The following is a 14,514-nucleotide window of genomic DNA, read 5'->3' as shown; positions in this document are numbered from 1 at the left end:
AAGAGAATTCCGCCATACCGCTTCGCCTGTGCCGGTTGCGACCGCCTCGTGAAACGGATCTTCCAGCAGGCCGGAAGGGCCGGCCCTGCGGAACCAACCGATGACCTGTCATGGGGCAGGATTGCAGGATGCTTCTTCGGGAGCAATTCCAGGAAACTGTGAAGCGGTTTTCGCCCGGAATTGCAGCCAGTAAAACACGAAGCCTCCCGTTGTCTTGCCCATGATGCGTCATAAAGCGGATAGACCACCTGCGCCTTCTGGCGGCGGTGCGCGTATCTGCCAAGAAGGACAAGACATGTTCGATACCCATACGGTTGAAATCGAATGGGCGGGCCGTCCGCTCAAGCTGGAAACCGGCAAGATCGCCCGTCAGGCTGACGGCGCGGTTCTCGCGACCTACGGCGAAACCGTCGTTCTCGCCACCGTCGTTTCCGCCAAGGCGCCGAAGCCGGGCCAGGATTTCTTCCCGCTGACCGTCAACTACCAGGAAAAGACCTACGCCGCCGGCAAGATCCCGGGTGGTTACTTCAAGCGCGAAGGCCGCCCGTCGGAAAAGGAAACGCTGGTTTCCCGCCTGATCGACCGTCCGATCCGCCCGCTCTTCCCGGAAGGCTACAAGAACGACACGCAGGTCGTCGTCACCGTCGTCCAGCATGACCTCGAAAACGATCCCGACGTCCTGTCGATGGTTGCCGCTTCCGCAGCGCTGACGATCTCCGGCGTGCCCTTCATGGGCCCGGTCGGTGGCGCGCGCGTCGGCTACATCAACGGCGAATACGTGCTGAACCCGCATCTCGACGAGATGGACGAGTCGGTTCTCGACCTCGTCGTCGCCGGCACGCAGGACGCCGTCCTGATGGTCGAATCCGAAGCCAAGGAACTGAACGAAGACGTCATGCTCGGCGCCGTCATGTTCGGCCACAAGGGCTTCCAGCCGGTCATCGACGCGATCATCAAGCTCGCTGAAGTGGCTGCCAAGGAACCGCGCGACTTCACCCCGGAAGACCATTCCGAACTCGAAGCCGAAATGCTCGGCCTCGCCGAAACCGAACTGCGCGCCGCCTACAAGATCACCCAGAAGGCCGACCGCTACGCCGCCGTCGACGCCGTCAAGGCCAAGGTCAAGGCCCACTTCTTCCCGGAAGGCGTCGAGCCGAAGCACACCGCCGAAGTCATCGGCGCCGTCTTCAAGCACCTGCAGGCCAAGATCGTTCGCTGGAACATCCTCGACACCAAGAGCCGCATCGACGGTCGCGATCTCGACACCGTTCGCGCCATCGTCTCGGAAGTCGGCATCCTGCCGCGCACGCACGGCTCGGCTCTCTTCACCCGCGGTGAAACCCAGGCTGTGGTCGTTGCCACGCTCGGCACCGGCGAAGACGAGCAGTATGTCGACAGCCTGACCGGCATGTACAAGGAACGCTTCCTGCTGCACTACAACTTCCCGCCCTACTCGGTCGGTGAAACGGGCCGCATGGGCTCCCCGGGCCGCCGCGAAATCGGCCACGGCAAGCTCGCCTGGCGCGCAATCCGCCCGATGCTGCCGACGGCGGAACAGTTCCCCTACACGCTGCGTGTCGTCTCCGAGATCACCGAGTCGAACGGCTCGTCCTCGATGGCCACGGTCTGCGGCACCTCGCTCGCACTGATGGACGCCGGCGTTCCGCTTGCAAAGCCGGTTGCCGGTATCGCCATGGGCCTCATCCTGGAAGGCGAGCGCTTTGCGGTTCTCTCCGACATCCTCGGTGACGAAGACCACCTCGGCGACATGGACTTCAAGGTCGCCGGCACCGCCGACGGCATCACCTCGCTGCAGATGGACATCAAGATCGCCGGTATCACCGAAGAGATCATGAAGGTCGCGCTCAGCCAGGCCCAGGGCGGCCGCAAGCACATCCTCGGCGAAATGGCCAACGCCATCTCCGAAGGCCGCTCGCAGCTCGGCGAATTCGCGCCCCGCATCGAAGTCATGAATATCCCGGTCGACAAGATCCGTGAAGTCATCGGCACGGGCGGCAAGGTCATCCGCGAAATCGTCGAAAAGACCGGCGCCAAGATCAACATCGAAGACGACGGCACGATCAAGATCGCATCGTCCTCCGGCAAGGAAATCGAAGCGGCCCGCAAGTGGATCCACTCGATCGTCGCTGAGCCGGAAGTCGGCATGATCTACGAAGGCACGGTCGTGAAGACCGCCGACTTCGGCGCCTTCGTCAACTTCTTCGGCCCGCGTGACGGCCTCGTGCACATCTCGCAGCTCGCTCAGGAGCGCGTTGCCAAGACCTCCGACGTCGTCAAGGAAGGCGACAAGGTCTGGGTCAAGCTGATGGGCTTCGACGAGCGCGGCAAGGTTCGCCTCTCCATGAAGGTTGTCGACCAGGCAACCGGCAAGGAAGTCGCTGCCGAGAAGAAGGGCGACGGCGAAGCCGCCGAGTAACCCTATCCTTACGCATAAAGGGGCGCGGAGCGGCACGTTCCGCGCCCCTTTTCTTTGATCTACTTTCTCTCTCGCCCGCCGAAAGCCGACCATGACCCGCGACGCCCTGAAAACCCTGTTCCATCCCTTTGCCGCCGGCACGCTTGCCCTTCCGGGCGCGGACGAGCGTTATCTCTTCCTCGGCGCAGAGGCCGGGCAGCGTCCGCCGGAAGGGTTTGAGGCGATGCTCGACGCGGTACAGCCGCTGCGTTCGCTGTATCGTGGGCTGGAGGCCGTGCGCGTGCCGGTCAAGCCGGTCATCGAGGGCGAGGATTATGACGGCGCGCTCATCCTTATCAACAAGCATAAGGGCGAGAATGAGAACCGCATTGCCGAAGCGCTGCGTCGCGTGCGCACCGGTGGCCTCATCGTCGTTGCCGGCAGCAAGGAAGATGGCGTCCAGTCCATGCGCAAGCGCCTGGACCAGCTCGGCCTCACCGGCGATTACATGCCGAAGTACCACGGCCTCGCCATCTGGTTTGCGCGTCCGGAAGATCCTGCCGAGGCAATCGCCAAGCTGGCGGCAAAGCCGGTGCGCATCGTCGGCCGCTTCACGGCCGCTCCCGGCATATTCTCGCATGATCGCATCGACGACGGCTCCGAACTGCTCGCCACCCGCATTCCGGAGGATTTCCATGGCCACGCTGCCGATTTCGGCGCCGGCTGGGGCTATCTCTCGGTGATGCTCGGTTCCCGCGCGCCGCAGGTAAAGGGCATCGATCTGTTCGAGGCGCATTATGACGCGCTGGAAGCCGCCAAGGAGAACATGGCGGAGAACTGCCCAAACATTCCGGCACGCTACTACTGGTTCGACCTGACAGCCGAGACGCCCCGCGATCACTACGACCTCATCGTCATGAACCCGCCCTTCCATGAAGGCCACGCGGCCGATCACGGCCTGGGCGGCGCGATGATCCGCGCGGCGGCGAAGGCACTCAAGGTCGGCGGCCGCCTGCTGATGGTCGCCAATCGCGGCCTGCCCTACGAGCCGGTGCTGAAGGAAGCCTTCAAGGAGAGCGGCGAAGTCTGCCGCAACGCGCGCTTCAAGGTTCTATGGGGCCGTCGCTAAAGCATGTCGCGCAAAAGTGCATAGCGGTTTTGCGATAACGACATGCGAAAAATCAAAAAGCTAAAGCGCAAGGAGCGAATCTGAAAGATCGCGACACGCTTTAAGGCTTTCCCTCAGAGCGGCAGCGCAAAGGTCTGCTTGATCGTCTCGCTCGGCACGTCCGTCTTGACGGTCTGGATGCCGTTCTTGCGGGTGAGGTTCGCCGCCTGGAAGCGGCGATAGTCGGCGAGATCCGAGACGACGACGCGCAGCAGCGCGTCGCTCTCGCCGAGCATGATGTAACACTCCACCACCTCCGGCAGCCGCTTCATCGCCGCGATGAACTGGTCGATCGTCTCTGCATCCTGCGCGGTCAGCGAGACGCGGGCGAACATCGAAAGCTGCAGGCCTACCTTCGCCTGATCGACCACCGCGACATAGCGGCTGATCACGCCCGCATCCTCCAGCAGCTTGACCCGGCGCAGGCAGGGCGAGGGCGACAGCCCGACACGCCTAGCCAACTCGATGTTCTGCATCCGGCCATCCTGCTGCAGTTCGCGAAGGATGCGGCGGTCTATGTCGTCGAGCTGCATTGGAATCCTCACGATCGTTCAAGCCAGTCGCCGGCATTGAATGCCAAACTCTTCCCCAAGCCTGGCATCTTGGCAACCCCGTTGCGCCGGAGGTCGGCTAGGCTGTTCTGGTTTCGATGAGGAGAGCGACATGGATTGGGCCTGGATTCTGGCGGCAACGGGCTTTGCCTTCGCCATGGCGGGCACGCCGGGGCCGAACAATACGATGGTCACGGCATCCGGGGCGAATTACGGTTTTCGTCGCACGCTTCCCGTTGCGACCGGCATGGGTATCGGCGTCGCCGTCATCATCTTCCTTGTTGCGGCGATGGGGGGATCAATCGTCGCCGATCCAAGGGTGCATCTCGTGTTGAAATGGCTGGGCGTCGCCTATCTTCTCTGGCTGGCCTGGCGCATCGCCAATGCGGCGCCCGTGGGGATCGCAGCAGAGAGTGGCCGGCAGCGGCCGTTCACCTTCGTCGAGGGCGCGCTGCTGCAACTCGTCAATCCAAAACTCTGGGTGATGGTGGCCGGCGCAGTTGTGACCTATGGCAGCGGCAGCGCCGGAGATCTGGTCATCCCCACAGCATTCGCAGCCATTTTCGGCGGCGCGACCGTCGCCAGCACCGTGGCCTGGACATGGGTCGGCGTCGGGGCATCACGCTTCATTGCAAGTGAGCGCGGCCTGAAACGCTTCAATCGGGCAATGGCACTGCTACTGGTGCTTTCCCTTGTGCCTGTCGTGTTCGAATAGGAGCCGATTGCCATTTCACCCAAAGAGGTCCACCATCGCCGGACTGTTCCTGTTCAGGAGACCCGTAATGGCTTTTGGACCAGCAAGACCGCCAATCACGGAAGACGTGGCGGAAGTCATCGCCAAGGATGTGAAGGAAGGGGAGGGGCATACGCCAACCTCCGAGGTGCCGCTCGCCTTCTTGCGGCGCAGCACGGCCGGCATAACGCCGGAGATGAACAGCCGTGTCCGCACGCTGTTCTTGGGCATTCTCGCCGCGGTGATCCTGCTTGTTGTCGTGCTGATGGCGCTTTGAGCGCGGAAGGAAACGGCGCGAGGCGTTTCGGCGTCCGCGCCGCCACGACCTTATTCGCTGTCGGCCTTGGCGAGGCGCTCCAGCGTCGGCATGGAGGTGATGTTGTAGCCGGCATCCACATAGTGGATTTCGCCGGTGACGCCGCTCGAAAGGTCGGAGAGCAGGTAGAGCGCCGAATTGCCGACATCCTCGATGGTGACGGTGCGACGCAGCGGCGCGTTCTTCTGCTGCCAGGAGAGCATGGCGCGCGCATCCGAGATGCCGGCACCCGCCAGTGTGCGGATCGGGCCGGCGGAGATCGCGTTGACACGGATATTGCGCGGGCCGTAGTCGCCGGCAAGATAGCGCACGGACGCTTCCAGCGCCGCCTTGGCGACACCCATGACATTGTAGTTCGGCATGATGCGCGTCGAGCCGCCATAGGTCAGCGTCAGCATCGATCCGCCGTCGGTCATCAGCTCTGCTGCGCGTTTGGCGATTTCCGTAAACGAGAAGCAGGAAATGACCATCGTGCGGGAAAAGTTGTCGCGCGAGGTGTCGGCATAAAGGCCCTTCAGCTCGCTCTTATCGGAAAAGCCGATGGCGTGCACGACGAAATCGAGCTTGCCCCACTTTTCCTTGATCGCCGCGATCGTCGCATCGACCGACGCGATATCCTCGACGTCGCAGGGAATGACGAAGTCGGAGCCGAGTTCGGCGGCAAGCGGCTTCACGCGCTTGCCGAGCGCCTCGCCCTGGTAGGTGAAGGCGAGTTCGGCGCCCTGGGCTGCGAGCTTCTGGGCGATGCCCCAGGCAATAGAATGGTTGTTCGCGACCCCCATGATGAGGCCGCGCTTACCGTTCATGATCCCCGTCATGCCTGTCATCCGTTGCGGCGCTGGAAGACCAGCGTGGCATTGGTGCCACCGAAGCCGAACGAGTTGGAGAGAACCGTATCGATCTTCGCGTTGTCGATGCGCTTGCGCACGATCGGCACGCCGTCGAATTCCGGGTCGAGTTCGGTGATGTGGGCGCTTTCGCCGATGAAGCCGGCCTGCATCATCAACAGGCCATAGATCGATTCCTGCACGCCGGCAGCGCCGAGCGAATGGCCGGTCAGCGACTTGGTCGACTGGATGTGCGGAATCTTGTCGCCAAACACTTCGCGGATGGCGCCGATTTCCTTCGAATCGCCGACGGGCGTCGAGGTGCCGTGCGTGTTGATATAGTCGACGTCGCCCTTCACGGTGGCAAGCGCCTGACGCATGCAGCGCATAGCGCCTTCACCCGAGGGGGCCACCATGTCGTAGCCGTCGGAGGTCGCGCCATAGCCGACGATTTCGGCATAGATCTTGGCGCCGCGCGCCTTGGCGTGCTCCAGCTCTTCCAGAACCAGAACGCCGGCGCCGCCGGCGATGACGAAGCCGTCGCGGCTGACGTCATAGGCGCGCGAAGCGGTGGCGGGCGTGTCGTTGTACTTGGAGGACATGGCGCCCATGGCGTCGAACAGGTTCGACATGGTCCAGTCGAGGTCTTCGTGGCCGCCGGCGAACATGATGTCCTGCTTGCCCCACTGGATCATTTCCGCGGCATTGCCGATGCAGTGCGCCGAGGTCGAGCAGGCCGACGAGATCGAATAGTTGACGCCGTGGATCTTGAACCAGGTGGCAAGCGTCGCCGATGCCGTGGAGGACATCGCCTTCGGCACGGCGAACGGGCCGATGCGCTTGGGCGAATTGTTCTTCAGCGTGATCTCGGCCGCTTCGATCAGCGTACGGGTGGAGGGGCCGCCCGAACCCATGATGATGCCGGTGCGCTCATTGGCGGCGTAGTCCGCCTCCTCGAGGCCGGAATCGGCGATCGCCTGCTTCATCGCGACATGGTTCCACGTGCCGCCCTGCGAGAGGAAGCGGGCCGCGCGACGGTCCACCATTTCGGTCGTGTCGATGTTCGGCGAACCCCAGACCTGGCACTTGAAGCCGTGGTCGGCGAAATCCTGGCTGAAGCTGATGCCGGAGCGCGCATCACGCAGCGACTGCGTCACTTCGTCAGCATTGTTCCCGATGGAGGATACGATCCCCAGACCCGTGACAACAACCCGTCTCATGATTCCTGACCTTTTCTAGAACGTCTCATTGTGAAGGCGGCGTGGCGCCGCCCTCAGGCTTCCTTGTCCTTCGACAGGCCGACGCGCAGGTCGGTCGCCTGATAGATAGTCTCGCCGTCGGCCTTCAACCAGCCGTCCGCCGTGCCGAGCACGAGGCGGCCGCGCATGACGCGCTTGAAGTCGATGCCGTATTCGAGGAGCTTCGTTTCCGGGCGCACCATGCCCTTGAACTTCACTTCGCCGGTGGACAGCGCCATGCCGCGGCCCGGTTCACCCAGCCAGCCGAGGAAGAAGCCGGTCAGCTGCCACATGCCATCGAGGCCGAGGCAGCCCGGCATGATCGGGTTGCCCTGGAAATGACAGGGAAAATACCAGTCGTCGGGCTTCACGTCGTATTCGGCGCGGATATAGCCCTTGTCGAAGGCGCCGCCGGTTTCGGAAATGTCGGTGATGCGGTGGACCATCAGCATGGGCGGCAGAGGAAGCTGGGCATTGCCGGGGCCGAAAAGCTCACCGCGGCCGCAGCGCAGAATTTCCTCATAGTTGTAGCTGGATTGCCTGGTCGTCATCGAATGTCTCATCCCCGGTCTGAACACGCTGTGTAAGCGTTAGATTTAGGAAGGTACGGCGCGAATTGAAGCACCCGGTCCTTCCCCTTTTTGTCGCCTCACCTGTTTTGGGCGAGAGGTTATTTCAGCAGTCCGCATACATGATGCTTGCCGTGACAGCCAGTGCAAAGTGTTGTGGTGAAAGCAAAGGGCCCGGTTTTCCGCATGTTGCACGCCATTCAAGTGCCGTAATCCTATTGAATCCCGGCGAGGCTAAAGTTATATCGAAACGTCAAGATTGTTGTTCAAGGCCAGCCAAGCGGATCCGTCACCCATGACGCATACACACGAGATGCCCATCGAAGAGCGCCTGCGCCACTGCGGCCTGCGCCCGACGCGCCAGCGCGTGGCACTCGCCGCCCTGCTGTTCGCCAAAGGCGACCGCCACCTGACGGTCGAGGAACTGCACGAGGAAGCCGTCACCGCCGGCGTCCCGGTCTCGCTTGCAACCGTCTACAACACGCTGCACCAGTTCACCGAAGCGGGCATGATCCGCGTTCTGGCGGTGGAGAGCTCGAAGACCTATTTCGACACCAACGTATCGGATCACCACCATTTCTTCATCGAGGGCGAGAACCACGTGCTCGACATTCCGGTGAGCAACATCGCCATCGGCAACCTGCCGGAGCCGCCGGAAGGCATGGAAATCGCCCATGTCGACGTGATCATCCGCTTGCGTCCGCGCAAGGGCTGAGCCCTCCCTACATTACATCGTCCGGATGCCGCCCTGGCCGCGGCTTGTAGACTGGAAAACACCAGCCGAATCGCAGCGCGCCGCCGCGCACGATGAACGCGCTGCCGATGCCGATTGCCGAAGCGAGCCAGAGCGGCGCACCCGCAACGGTCGCCGCCGTGAAGCCGGCGGCACCAATGAGCGCTGCGGTGATGTAGATTTCCGGCCGCAGTAATACGGAGGGTTCTCCGGCAAGCAGGTCCCGTATGATCCCGCCGAAGCTCGCCGTCAGCACCCCGGTGGTGATCGCCACGGTCGGCGAGCCGGTGGCGGCAAATCCCTTCGCGGCCCCCATGACGCAATAGGCGGAGACGCCCATCGCATCGAGCCACAGCAACAGGCGGTAGCGTGACTCGATCCGGTGGGCGAGCACGAAGACCAGAAGCGCGACCGCCACGCAAACGATGAGATAGGTCGGGTTCACCACCCAGAAGACCGGGGTTGCGCCGAGGATGACGTCCCGGAGTGTGCCGCCGCCGATGCCGGTTGCCGCGGCCAGGAAGAGAAAGCCGATGATATCGAGCTGCTTGCGCGAGGCGGACAACGCGCCAGTGGCGGCAAAGACCGCGACGCCAGTATAATCGAGCAATTCCAGAATCGGCACGCGTCCCCTCCTTGCGGGCTAAGCCAGCCCAAGCCTCGCGACAGCTTTGCCGCGCTAGAGTGCGCGCCCATAGGTCCGGGCAGAATCAGGCAGCGCGCCGGCTCGTCCGCATAATGACCGAATCGCCTGCCATGGAAAGGTTTGAGAGATGGCTATCCGCATCAGAATCCTTGCGCTCCTCTCCGCCGCGCTCGTTTCCACCGTCCTGCCGGCTCGCGCCGCGGAAATCGTCCCCGATGCGCAGGCAGTCGTGCAGGCTGAGGTCGCCAAACGCTGCAAGACGACGGTCTATGGCGAGGATTTCGCCGACAATGTCGATTTCAACAATGACAAGCTTGTCGATGCGATCTTCAATCTCGGCGCGGTCAATTGCGACGGCGTGCCCGGCGGCCTCTGCGGCAATGTCGGTTGCCCGCATGAGTTCTACATCCAGGTTGCCGAAGGCGGTTATTTTCTGGCGGCCAACGCCGATCTCTACGGCTATGAATTGAAGCAGCGCTACGGCAACAAGGTGCTGGAATTGAAAGCCAATGCCGCAAGCTGCGGGCGCGACGATTCAGAATATTGCGTCATGACGATCCGCGTGCGCGGCGCGCAGTTCGATACGATTTCCAAGAAATAGGCCTATTCCGGGAAGAGCGCGTGAGTGCGGCCGGCAATGTAATAGACCAGCAGCCCCGTCCATTCCCTGAGCGCCGTCGTCGTCAATTGACTGTTGGTCGATGGCTGTGTGAAGTCGAGCGCGAGGCTGGCGCGGCCCGTCGTGCGGAAATCCGTCGGCCAGGGCAGGACGTCGAGGCCGAGCTTGCGGAAAAGACCGACCGAGCGCGGCATATGGAAGGCCGAGGTGATGAGCAGGCAGCGATCGAGGCCGTTGGCGGTGAGAAGCGCTTTGGTGTTTTCGACATTCTCGAACGTCGTGCGTGAGTCCGTTTCGCGGATCAGCCGGTCGGCGGGCACGTCGAAGGCCTCGAAGAAACGCGTTGCGACAACCGCATCCCCCTCATAATTGCCGCTGAACGAGCCGTCGCCACCGGAAACCAGAATGCGCGCTGCCGGGAATTCACGCGCAAGCCGCAGCGTCTCGATGAAGCGGTCGCCGGCCTGGTTCATCTCGAAACCGCCGCGGGCCGCGATCACTTCCGCTTCCACGCCGCCGCCGAGCATGATGATGCAGCCCGGTCCGCCGGCCGGCAGTGCCGCCCGGGGAATGCGGTCCTCCAGTGCCTGCAGCAGGACCGAGCCGGTCGTGGTAAAGAGCGTCAGGAAGAGGATGAGCGTGGCGGCGATGCTCGCCCAGGTTCGAAGGCGGTTCCATTTCAAGAGCCCGACCAGCAGGCTGAAAACGAGTAGCAGCAGAGCGAGCGACAGCGGTTGGGCCGCCAGCCAGAAGATCTTCGAGGCGTAGTAGGTCACGCGTTACCCGCTGTTCGTTGTCATGCCGCCGTCTGCGTCAGGCCCGGCCCAAAGCCGGTGCCGCCGTCTTGCCGCGCCGCAGATAGAGGATGCCTGCCGCAAGCGCAATGCCCGCGACGATAACCGCTATGGCAATGAACGGACGATAGGCGATCCAGGCAATGGCGATGACGGCCGGGCCGATCAGCAAGGTGAGGATGAGGGCAATCGCCGTCGTGCCGAAATTGACGATCGAGCCGATGAAGGGGATGACGTCGGCAATGACGCCGAGGATAGACAGGATGAAGGCGAAGCCGACAAAGATACCGACGAGGCCGCCGATGCGGACAAGCCAGGTGATGATGGTGTTCTCGCTCTGCGCCGCGTCGAACATAGCGGGCGCATCGACGATGCCGGCATCGCTGAGGAACAGGTCGCGCCCGTTCGTCGTCTTGTAGGGCGTCACCCCGCTGCCACGCTGCGCGCCGACGAAGCTCGCCTCGGCAATGTCGGAGCGCTCGAAGCGGATGCGGATGTCGCCGATCTGCGGGTCCTCGGGATTGAACGAGAAGACCGCCTGGCCGGCGATCGTCGAGATGGGCTTGCCAAGCGTTACGGCCTCACCCATGCGGTTCGCCTCGATGGCGGTCAGCGGCACCGGCCGCTCCTCGCCGAGGCGGGCGACCGCGCGTCCATCGATGCTGAAGGCACCGATCGTGGCGGATTTCACCGGGAAGCTTGCATCGTCGATCGGCTTTTGCGGGTTGTCATGGCCCGACTGGCGGAAGTTGCCGGAGTTGACCTCGTTCTGCTTCCATTCCTTGTGATAGGAATAGGTCGTGACGGTTTCCTCGCTGCCGCCGAGCTGCTTGCGCGTCTCCGACTTCGAGCTCTCGATCCATTGGTACATTTCGACGATGCGCTCGAGACCCGCAGCACCCTGCGCCGATATGCCAAGCACGTCGTCTTCCGGCACGCCGACCGGCTTCACCGGCCCTGAAATATGCACCAGCTTGCCGTCATTGCCCGGGTCGACGCTGCCATTGTCGACGGAAACAACGAGCCCCGCCCCCTCGACGAGCGCGCGATAGGTTTTTACCGAGCGGCCCTCGTTCCAGAAGAGAAGCCAGATGCAGGCGATCAGAAGGATGAAGCCGATCACGATCTTGATCAGCGCACCCTTCAACCTGGAAAACCAGGAGGTGGTCGTCGTTTCCGTAAAGCTCATGATGTCCCCCGACAAAGCGTGCGTTCTAGCCTGAGACGCCCGGCAGGCCATGCTTATTCGCGGTTCCTGAACTGTGCAAGCGGGGATATGATGGTCGGTGGGCGAGCGGTGGGGTGGCGGAACATTTCACACCCTCTCTCGTTCGTTGCAGGTATGGAAGGGAGCATGTCCATGACCGATGATCGTGACGAGAAAATCCGCAAACGGGCCCATGCGCTCTGGCAGCAGGAAGGCCGGCCGGAGGGCAAGCCCGACGAACACTGGTATCAGGCCGAACGCGAAATCGACCAGGGCGTCGGCGAGATCGAGGGCGACGACGTCCCGAACCTCGCGGCACTGCGCGAAGCTGCGCGCCAGCACAATGATGTGTTCTTGGTGAAGACCGATCTGGAAGACGCCGATCAGCGCGAAGCAACACCGGGCATGCGCGAACAGCCCTAAAGCTTTCGCGCTCTAACAACTATCTGCCTTGGAGAAGATTTGGTGGAGCTAAGCGGGATCGAACCGCTGACCTCTTGCATGCCATGCAAGCGCTCTCCCAGCTGAGCTATAGCCCCATAACGGGTCCGGCAAGGCCGGTTTTCCGGGAACCGAAGCGGTGTTTCCGTTCGGTGTGCGGCTTATTACTTCCGGTGATCGGAGATGGCAAGCCGAAAAATGAAATCCGGCCGGTTTTTTTGAAACCGGCCGGAAAAACAACGTCTTATGCTTCGTCTTCGTCGCCGGTGACGCCGATCAGGCCGGTCATGTCGTCATCGTCGTCATCATCGTCCTGTTCCAGGAACGTATCGTCTTCGTCGCCGTCGATTTCGACTTCGTCGTCGCCCAGATCCGGCAGGTCGTCGCCGCCCGCTGCTTCGTCATCGGCATCCTCGAGCGAAACGAGTTCGACTTCGGTGTTCTCCGTATCGACTTCGTTGACGTCCTCTTCTTCGGCGGCCTTTTCGAGAACCGCGACCGCTGCCGTCTCTTCAAAGAAGGAAAGCGGGTAGGACTTGCCGGTATAGGGGGAGACGATCGGATTGCGGTTCAGGTCGTAGAATTTCTTGCCCGTTTCCGGGTCGATGCGTTTGGTTCCGAGTTCCTGTTTCGCCACAGTCAAAGCCTCTCAGGTGCCGAATATTTCCGGCGGGGCCGGGGGTCCCGGCGCGTTGGACGTAGAATGATTAGCCGGTCCCCATAATCGTCTTGGGCAATCCTGTCAAAGCCAAACTTCGGGAGGAGCGGGCCCGTGCCCGCAGACGAATGTTTTTCGGCAAGATGATGACGCTTTAAATCGTTTGTGATAGCAAGCCCGCGTTCTCCCCGGCGGGCACCGTTGAGGGAGCGGTGGATGTATATAAGGAAGACGCTCATGTCGCACGGCGCCAGTGCACGGCCCGCAATCGCCCGCAAGTCCTCCGGCCTTTCCGGGACCGTTCGCATCCCGGGTGACAAGTCGATTTCTCACCGTTCCTTCATGTTCGGCGGCCTTGCCAGTGGCGAGACGCGCATCACCGGGCTGCTCGAAGGCGAGGACGTCATCAATACGGGCAAGGCGATGCAGGCCATGGGCGCCAAGATCCGCAAGGATGGCGACACCTGGATCATCAACGGTGTTGGCAATGGCGCGCTGCTGGCGCCGCAAGCGCCGCTCGATTTCGGCAATGCCGGCACCGGCTGCCGCCTGACCATGGGCCTCGTCGGCGTCTATGATTTCGACAGCACCTTCATCGGCGACGCCTCGCTCACCAAGCGCCCGATGGGCCGCGTGCTGAACCCGCTGCGCGAAATGGGCGTGCAGGTGACGTCTGACGCCGGCGACCGCCTGCCGGTGACGCTGCGCGGTCCGAAGACGCCGACGCCGATCACCTATCGCGTGCCGATGGCGTCTGCCCAGGTGAAGTCGGCCGTGCTGCTCGCCGGCCTCAACACGCCCGGCATCACGACGGTCATCGAGCCGATCATGACGCGCGACCATACCGAAAAGATGCTGCAGGGCTTTGGCGCCAATCTCACGGTCGAGACGGATGCAGACGGCGTGCGCACGATCCGGCTTGAAGGCCGCGGCAAGCTCACCGGCCAGGTCATCGATGTGCCGGGCGATCCGTCCTCGACGGCCTTCCCGCTGGTCGCCGCCCTTCTGGTTCCGGGCTCCGACGTCACGATCCTCAACGTGCTGATGAACCCGACCCGTACCGGTCTCATCCTGACGCTGCAGGAAATGGGTGCGAACATCGAGGTGCTGAACCCGCGCCTTGCCGGCGGCGAGGACGTGGCGGACCTGCGCGTGCGCTCCTCCGAGCTCAAGGGCGTGACGGTGCCGGAAGATCGCGCGCCGTCGATGATCGACGAATATCCGGTGCTTGCCGTCGCCGCCGCCTTCGCTGAAGGCACCACAGTGATGAATGGCCTCGATGAGCTGCGCGTCAAGGAAAGCGACCGCCTCTCGGCCGTCGCCATCGGCCTCAAGCTCAACGGCGTCGATTGCGACGAGGGTGAAGCCTCGCTCGTCGTGCGCGGCCGCCCGGATGGCAAGGGCCTCGGCAACGCCTCGGGCGCCGCCGTCGCCACACACCTCGACCACCGCATCGCCATGAGCTTCCTCGTCATGGGCCTCGTTTCGGAACACCCGGTGACGGTGGACGACGCGACGATGATCGCAACAAGCTTTCCGGAGTTCATGGACCTGATGGCGGGTCTTGGGGCGAAGATCGAGCTGAACGCCTAGAACGC

Annotated in this window: 16 protein-coding genes and 1 tRNA gene; 8 read left to right on the top strand and 9 right to left on the bottom strand. The window is 62.8% G+C overall.

From position 1 onward, the window contains the following. Positions 1–295: 295 nt before the first annotated feature. Both pnp and GR138_RS05250 read left to right on the top strand, forming a co-directional pair. A complete protein-coding gene (gene pnp, locus GR138_RS05255; RefSeq protein WP_160857579.1) occupies positions 296–2,437 on the top strand; it encodes a polyribonucleotide nucleotidyltransferase in 2,142 nt (713 codons plus the stop codon). Positions 2,438–2,528: 91 nt separating this feature from the next. Then, a complete protein-coding gene (locus GR138_RS05250; protein WP_160857578.1) occupies positions 2,529–3,545 on the top strand; it encodes a class I SAM-dependent methyltransferase in 1,017 nt (338 codons plus the stop codon). 113 nt (positions 3,546–3,658) lie between these two features. On the opposite strand, the gene GR138_RS05245 is transcribed toward GR138_RS05250, so the two are convergent. Beyond that, positions 3,659–4,117 (bottom strand): Lrp/AsnC family transcriptional regulator, encoded by a 459-nt coding sequence (locus tag GR138_RS05245; RefSeq protein ID WP_160857577.1) that lies wholly within the window; start codon positions 4,115–4,117, stop codon positions 3,659–3,661. A gap of 130 nt (positions 4,118–4,247) precedes the next feature. Between GR138_RS05245 and GR138_RS05240 the strand changes: the two genes are divergently transcribed. Together GR138_RS05240 and GR138_RS05235 are read left to right on the top strand one after the other, a co-directional pair. Beyond that, the gene (locus GR138_RS05240) at positions 4,248–4,850 is read left to right on the top strand and encodes a LysE family translocator (RefSeq protein WP_160857576.1); all 603 of its coding nucleotides are present in this window, start codon (positions 4,248–4,250) and stop codon (positions 4,848–4,850) included. Positions 4,851–4,917: 67 nt separating this feature from the next. Beyond that, positions 4,918–5,145, top strand: a complete 228-nt coding sequence (locus GR138_RS05235) for a hypothetical protein (RefSeq protein WP_160857575.1) — start codon at positions 4,918–4,920, stop codon at positions 5,143–5,145. A 50-nt stretch (positions 5,146–5,195) separates the two neighbouring features. Here GR138_RS05235 and fabI read toward each other — a convergent pair whose 3' ends face one another. Genes fabI through fabA form a run of 3 tightly spaced genes read right to left on the bottom strand, consistent with a single transcriptional unit; the run spans position 5,196 to position 7,800 of the window. Beyond that, positions 5,196–6,002: an enoyl-ACP reductase FabI gene (gene fabI, locus GR138_RS05230; RefSeq protein WP_160857574.1), complete on the bottom strand. Its 807-nt coding sequence runs from the start codon at positions 6,000–6,002 to the stop codon at positions 5,196–5,198. Between the two features lie 5 nt (positions 6,003–6,007). Next, positions 6,008–7,231: a beta-ketoacyl-ACP synthase I gene (gene fabB / locus GR138_RS05225; RefSeq protein ID WP_160857573.1), complete on the bottom strand. Its 1,224-nt coding sequence runs from the start codon at positions 7,229–7,231 to the stop codon at positions 6,008–6,010. 53 nt (positions 7,232–7,284) lie between these two features. Then, on the bottom strand, positions 7,285–7,800 hold the full coding sequence (gene fabA, locus GR138_RS05220; protein ID WP_160857572.1) for a 3-hydroxyacyl-[acyl-carrier-protein] dehydratase FabA: 516 nt from the start codon (positions 7,798–7,800) through the stop codon (positions 7,285–7,287). 313 nt (positions 7,801–8,113) lie between these two features. On the opposite strand from fabA, the gene irrA reads away from it, so the two are divergent. Continuing rightward, positions 8,114–8,533: an iron response transcriptional regulator IrrA gene (irrA, locus tag GR138_RS05215; RefSeq protein ID WP_160857571.1), complete on the top strand. Its 420-nt coding sequence runs from the start codon at positions 8,114–8,116 to the stop codon at positions 8,531–8,533. A 7-nt stretch (positions 8,534–8,540) separates the two neighbouring features. Here irrA and GR138_RS05210 read toward each other — a convergent pair whose 3' ends face one another. Continuing rightward, the gene (locus GR138_RS05210) at positions 8,541–9,176 is read right to left on the bottom strand and encodes a TRIC cation channel family protein (RefSeq protein ID WP_160857570.1); all 636 of its coding nucleotides are present in this window, start codon (positions 9,174–9,176) and stop codon (positions 8,541–8,543) included. A gap of 148 nt (positions 9,177–9,324) precedes the next feature. On the opposite strand from GR138_RS05210, the gene GR138_RS05205 reads away from it, so the two are divergent. Further along, on the top strand, positions 9,325–9,798 hold the full coding sequence (locus tag GR138_RS05205) for a hypothetical protein (protein ID WP_160857569.1): 474 nt from the start codon (positions 9,325–9,327) through the stop codon (positions 9,796–9,798). A 2-nt stretch (positions 9,799–9,800) separates the two neighbouring features. Here the strand turns inward: GR138_RS05205 and GR138_RS05200 are convergent, their stop codons facing one another. Then, a complete protein-coding gene (locus GR138_RS05200; protein ID WP_160857568.1) occupies positions 9,801–10,592 on the bottom strand; it encodes an ElyC/SanA/YdcF family protein in 792 nt (263 codons plus the stop codon). A gap of 37 nt (positions 10,593–10,629) precedes the next feature. Continuing rightward, a complete protein-coding gene (locus GR138_RS05195) occupies positions 10,630–11,799 on the bottom strand; it encodes a TMEM43 family protein (protein ID WP_160857567.1) in 1,170 nt (389 codons plus the stop codon). 171 nt (positions 11,800–11,970) lie between these two features. On the opposite strand from GR138_RS05195, the gene GR138_RS05190 reads away from it, so the two are divergent. After that, a complete protein-coding gene (locus tag GR138_RS05190) occupies positions 11,971–12,240 on the top strand; it encodes a DUF2934 domain-containing protein (RefSeq protein ID WP_246200305.1) in 270 nt (89 codons plus the stop codon). A 40-nt stretch (positions 12,241–12,280) separates the two neighbouring features. On the opposite strand, the gene GR138_RS05185 is transcribed toward GR138_RS05190, so the two are convergent. Together GR138_RS05185 and GR138_RS05180 are read right to left on the bottom strand one after the other, a co-directional pair. Continuing rightward, positions 12,281–12,356: transfer RNA gene (locus GR138_RS05185), tRNA-Ala, on the bottom strand. 146 nt (positions 12,357–12,502) lie between these two features. Continuing rightward, on the bottom strand, positions 12,503–12,895 hold the full coding sequence (locus tag GR138_RS05180; RefSeq protein WP_160857565.1) for a TIGR02300 family protein: 393 nt from the start codon (positions 12,893–12,895) through the stop codon (positions 12,503–12,505). Positions 12,896–13,153: 258 nt separating this feature from the next. Between GR138_RS05180 and aroA the strand changes: the two genes are divergently transcribed. Then, a complete protein-coding gene (gene aroA, locus GR138_RS05175; protein WP_160858055.1) occupies positions 13,154–14,509 on the top strand; it encodes a 3-phosphoshikimate 1-carboxyvinyltransferase in 1,356 nt (451 codons plus the stop codon). Positions 14,510–14,514 lie beyond the last annotated feature (5 nt).

Origin of the sequence: Shinella kummerowiae (genome assembly GCF_009827055.1) — a bacterium.
GTDB classification, from domain to species: domain Bacteria; phylum Pseudomonadota; class Alphaproteobacteria; order Rhizobiales; family Rhizobiaceae; genus Shinella; species Shinella kummerowiae.
The sequence above is the reverse complement of the archived record's forward strand: the minus strand, read 5'-3'. Positions and strand labels throughout refer to the sequence as shown.

Excerpts from the sequence above, each read along its gene's own strand:
- GR138_RS05245 (WP_160857577.1), bottom strand. The coding sequence starts at position 4,117 with ATGCAGCTCGACGACATAGACCGCCGCATCCTTCGCGAACTGCAGCAG.
- fabA (WP_160857572.1), bottom strand. The coding sequence starts at position 7,800 with ATGACGACCAGGCAATCCAGCTACAACTATGAGGAAATTCTGCGCTGC.
- GR138_RS05235 (WP_160857575.1), top strand. The coding sequence starts at position 4,918 with ATGGCTTTTGGACCAGCAAGACCGCCAATCACGGAAGACGTGGCGGAA.
- aroA (WP_160858055.1), top strand. The coding sequence starts at position 13,154 with ATGTCGCACGGCGCCAGTGCACGGCCCGCAATCGCCCGCAAGTCCTCC.
- GR138_RS05195 (WP_160857567.1), bottom strand. The coding sequence starts at position 11,799 with ATGAGCTTTACGGAAACGACGACCACCTCCTGGTTTTCCAGGTTGAAG.
- GR138_RS05240 (WP_160857576.1), top strand. The coding sequence starts at position 4,248 with ATGGATTGGGCCTGGATTCTGGCGGCAACGGGCTTTGCCTTCGCCATG.
- irrA (WP_160857571.1), top strand. The coding sequence starts at position 8,114 with ATGACGCATACACACGAGATGCCCATCGAAGAGCGCCTGCGCCACTGC.
- fabI (WP_160857574.1), bottom strand. The coding sequence starts at position 6,002 with ATGACGGGGATCATGAACGGTAAGCGCGGCCTCATCATGGGGGTCGCG.
- GR138_RS05205 (WP_160857569.1), top strand. The coding sequence starts at position 9,325 with ATGGCTATCCGCATCAGAATCCTTGCGCTCCTCTCCGCCGCGCTCGTT.
- pnp (WP_160857579.1), top strand. The coding sequence starts at position 296 with ATGTTCGATACCCATACGGTTGAAATCGAATGGGCGGGCCGTCCGCTC.
- GR138_RS05250 (WP_160857578.1), top strand. The coding sequence starts at position 2,529 with ATGACCCGCGACGCCCTGAAAACCCTGTTCCATCCCTTTGCCGCCGGC.
- fabB (WP_160857573.1), bottom strand. The coding sequence starts at position 7,231 with ATGAGACGGGTTGTTGTCACGGGTCTGGGGATCGTATCCTCCATCGGG.
- GR138_RS05190 (WP_246200305.1), top strand. The coding sequence starts at position 11,971 with ATGACCGATGATCGTGACGAGAAAATCCGCAAACGGGCCCATGCGCTC.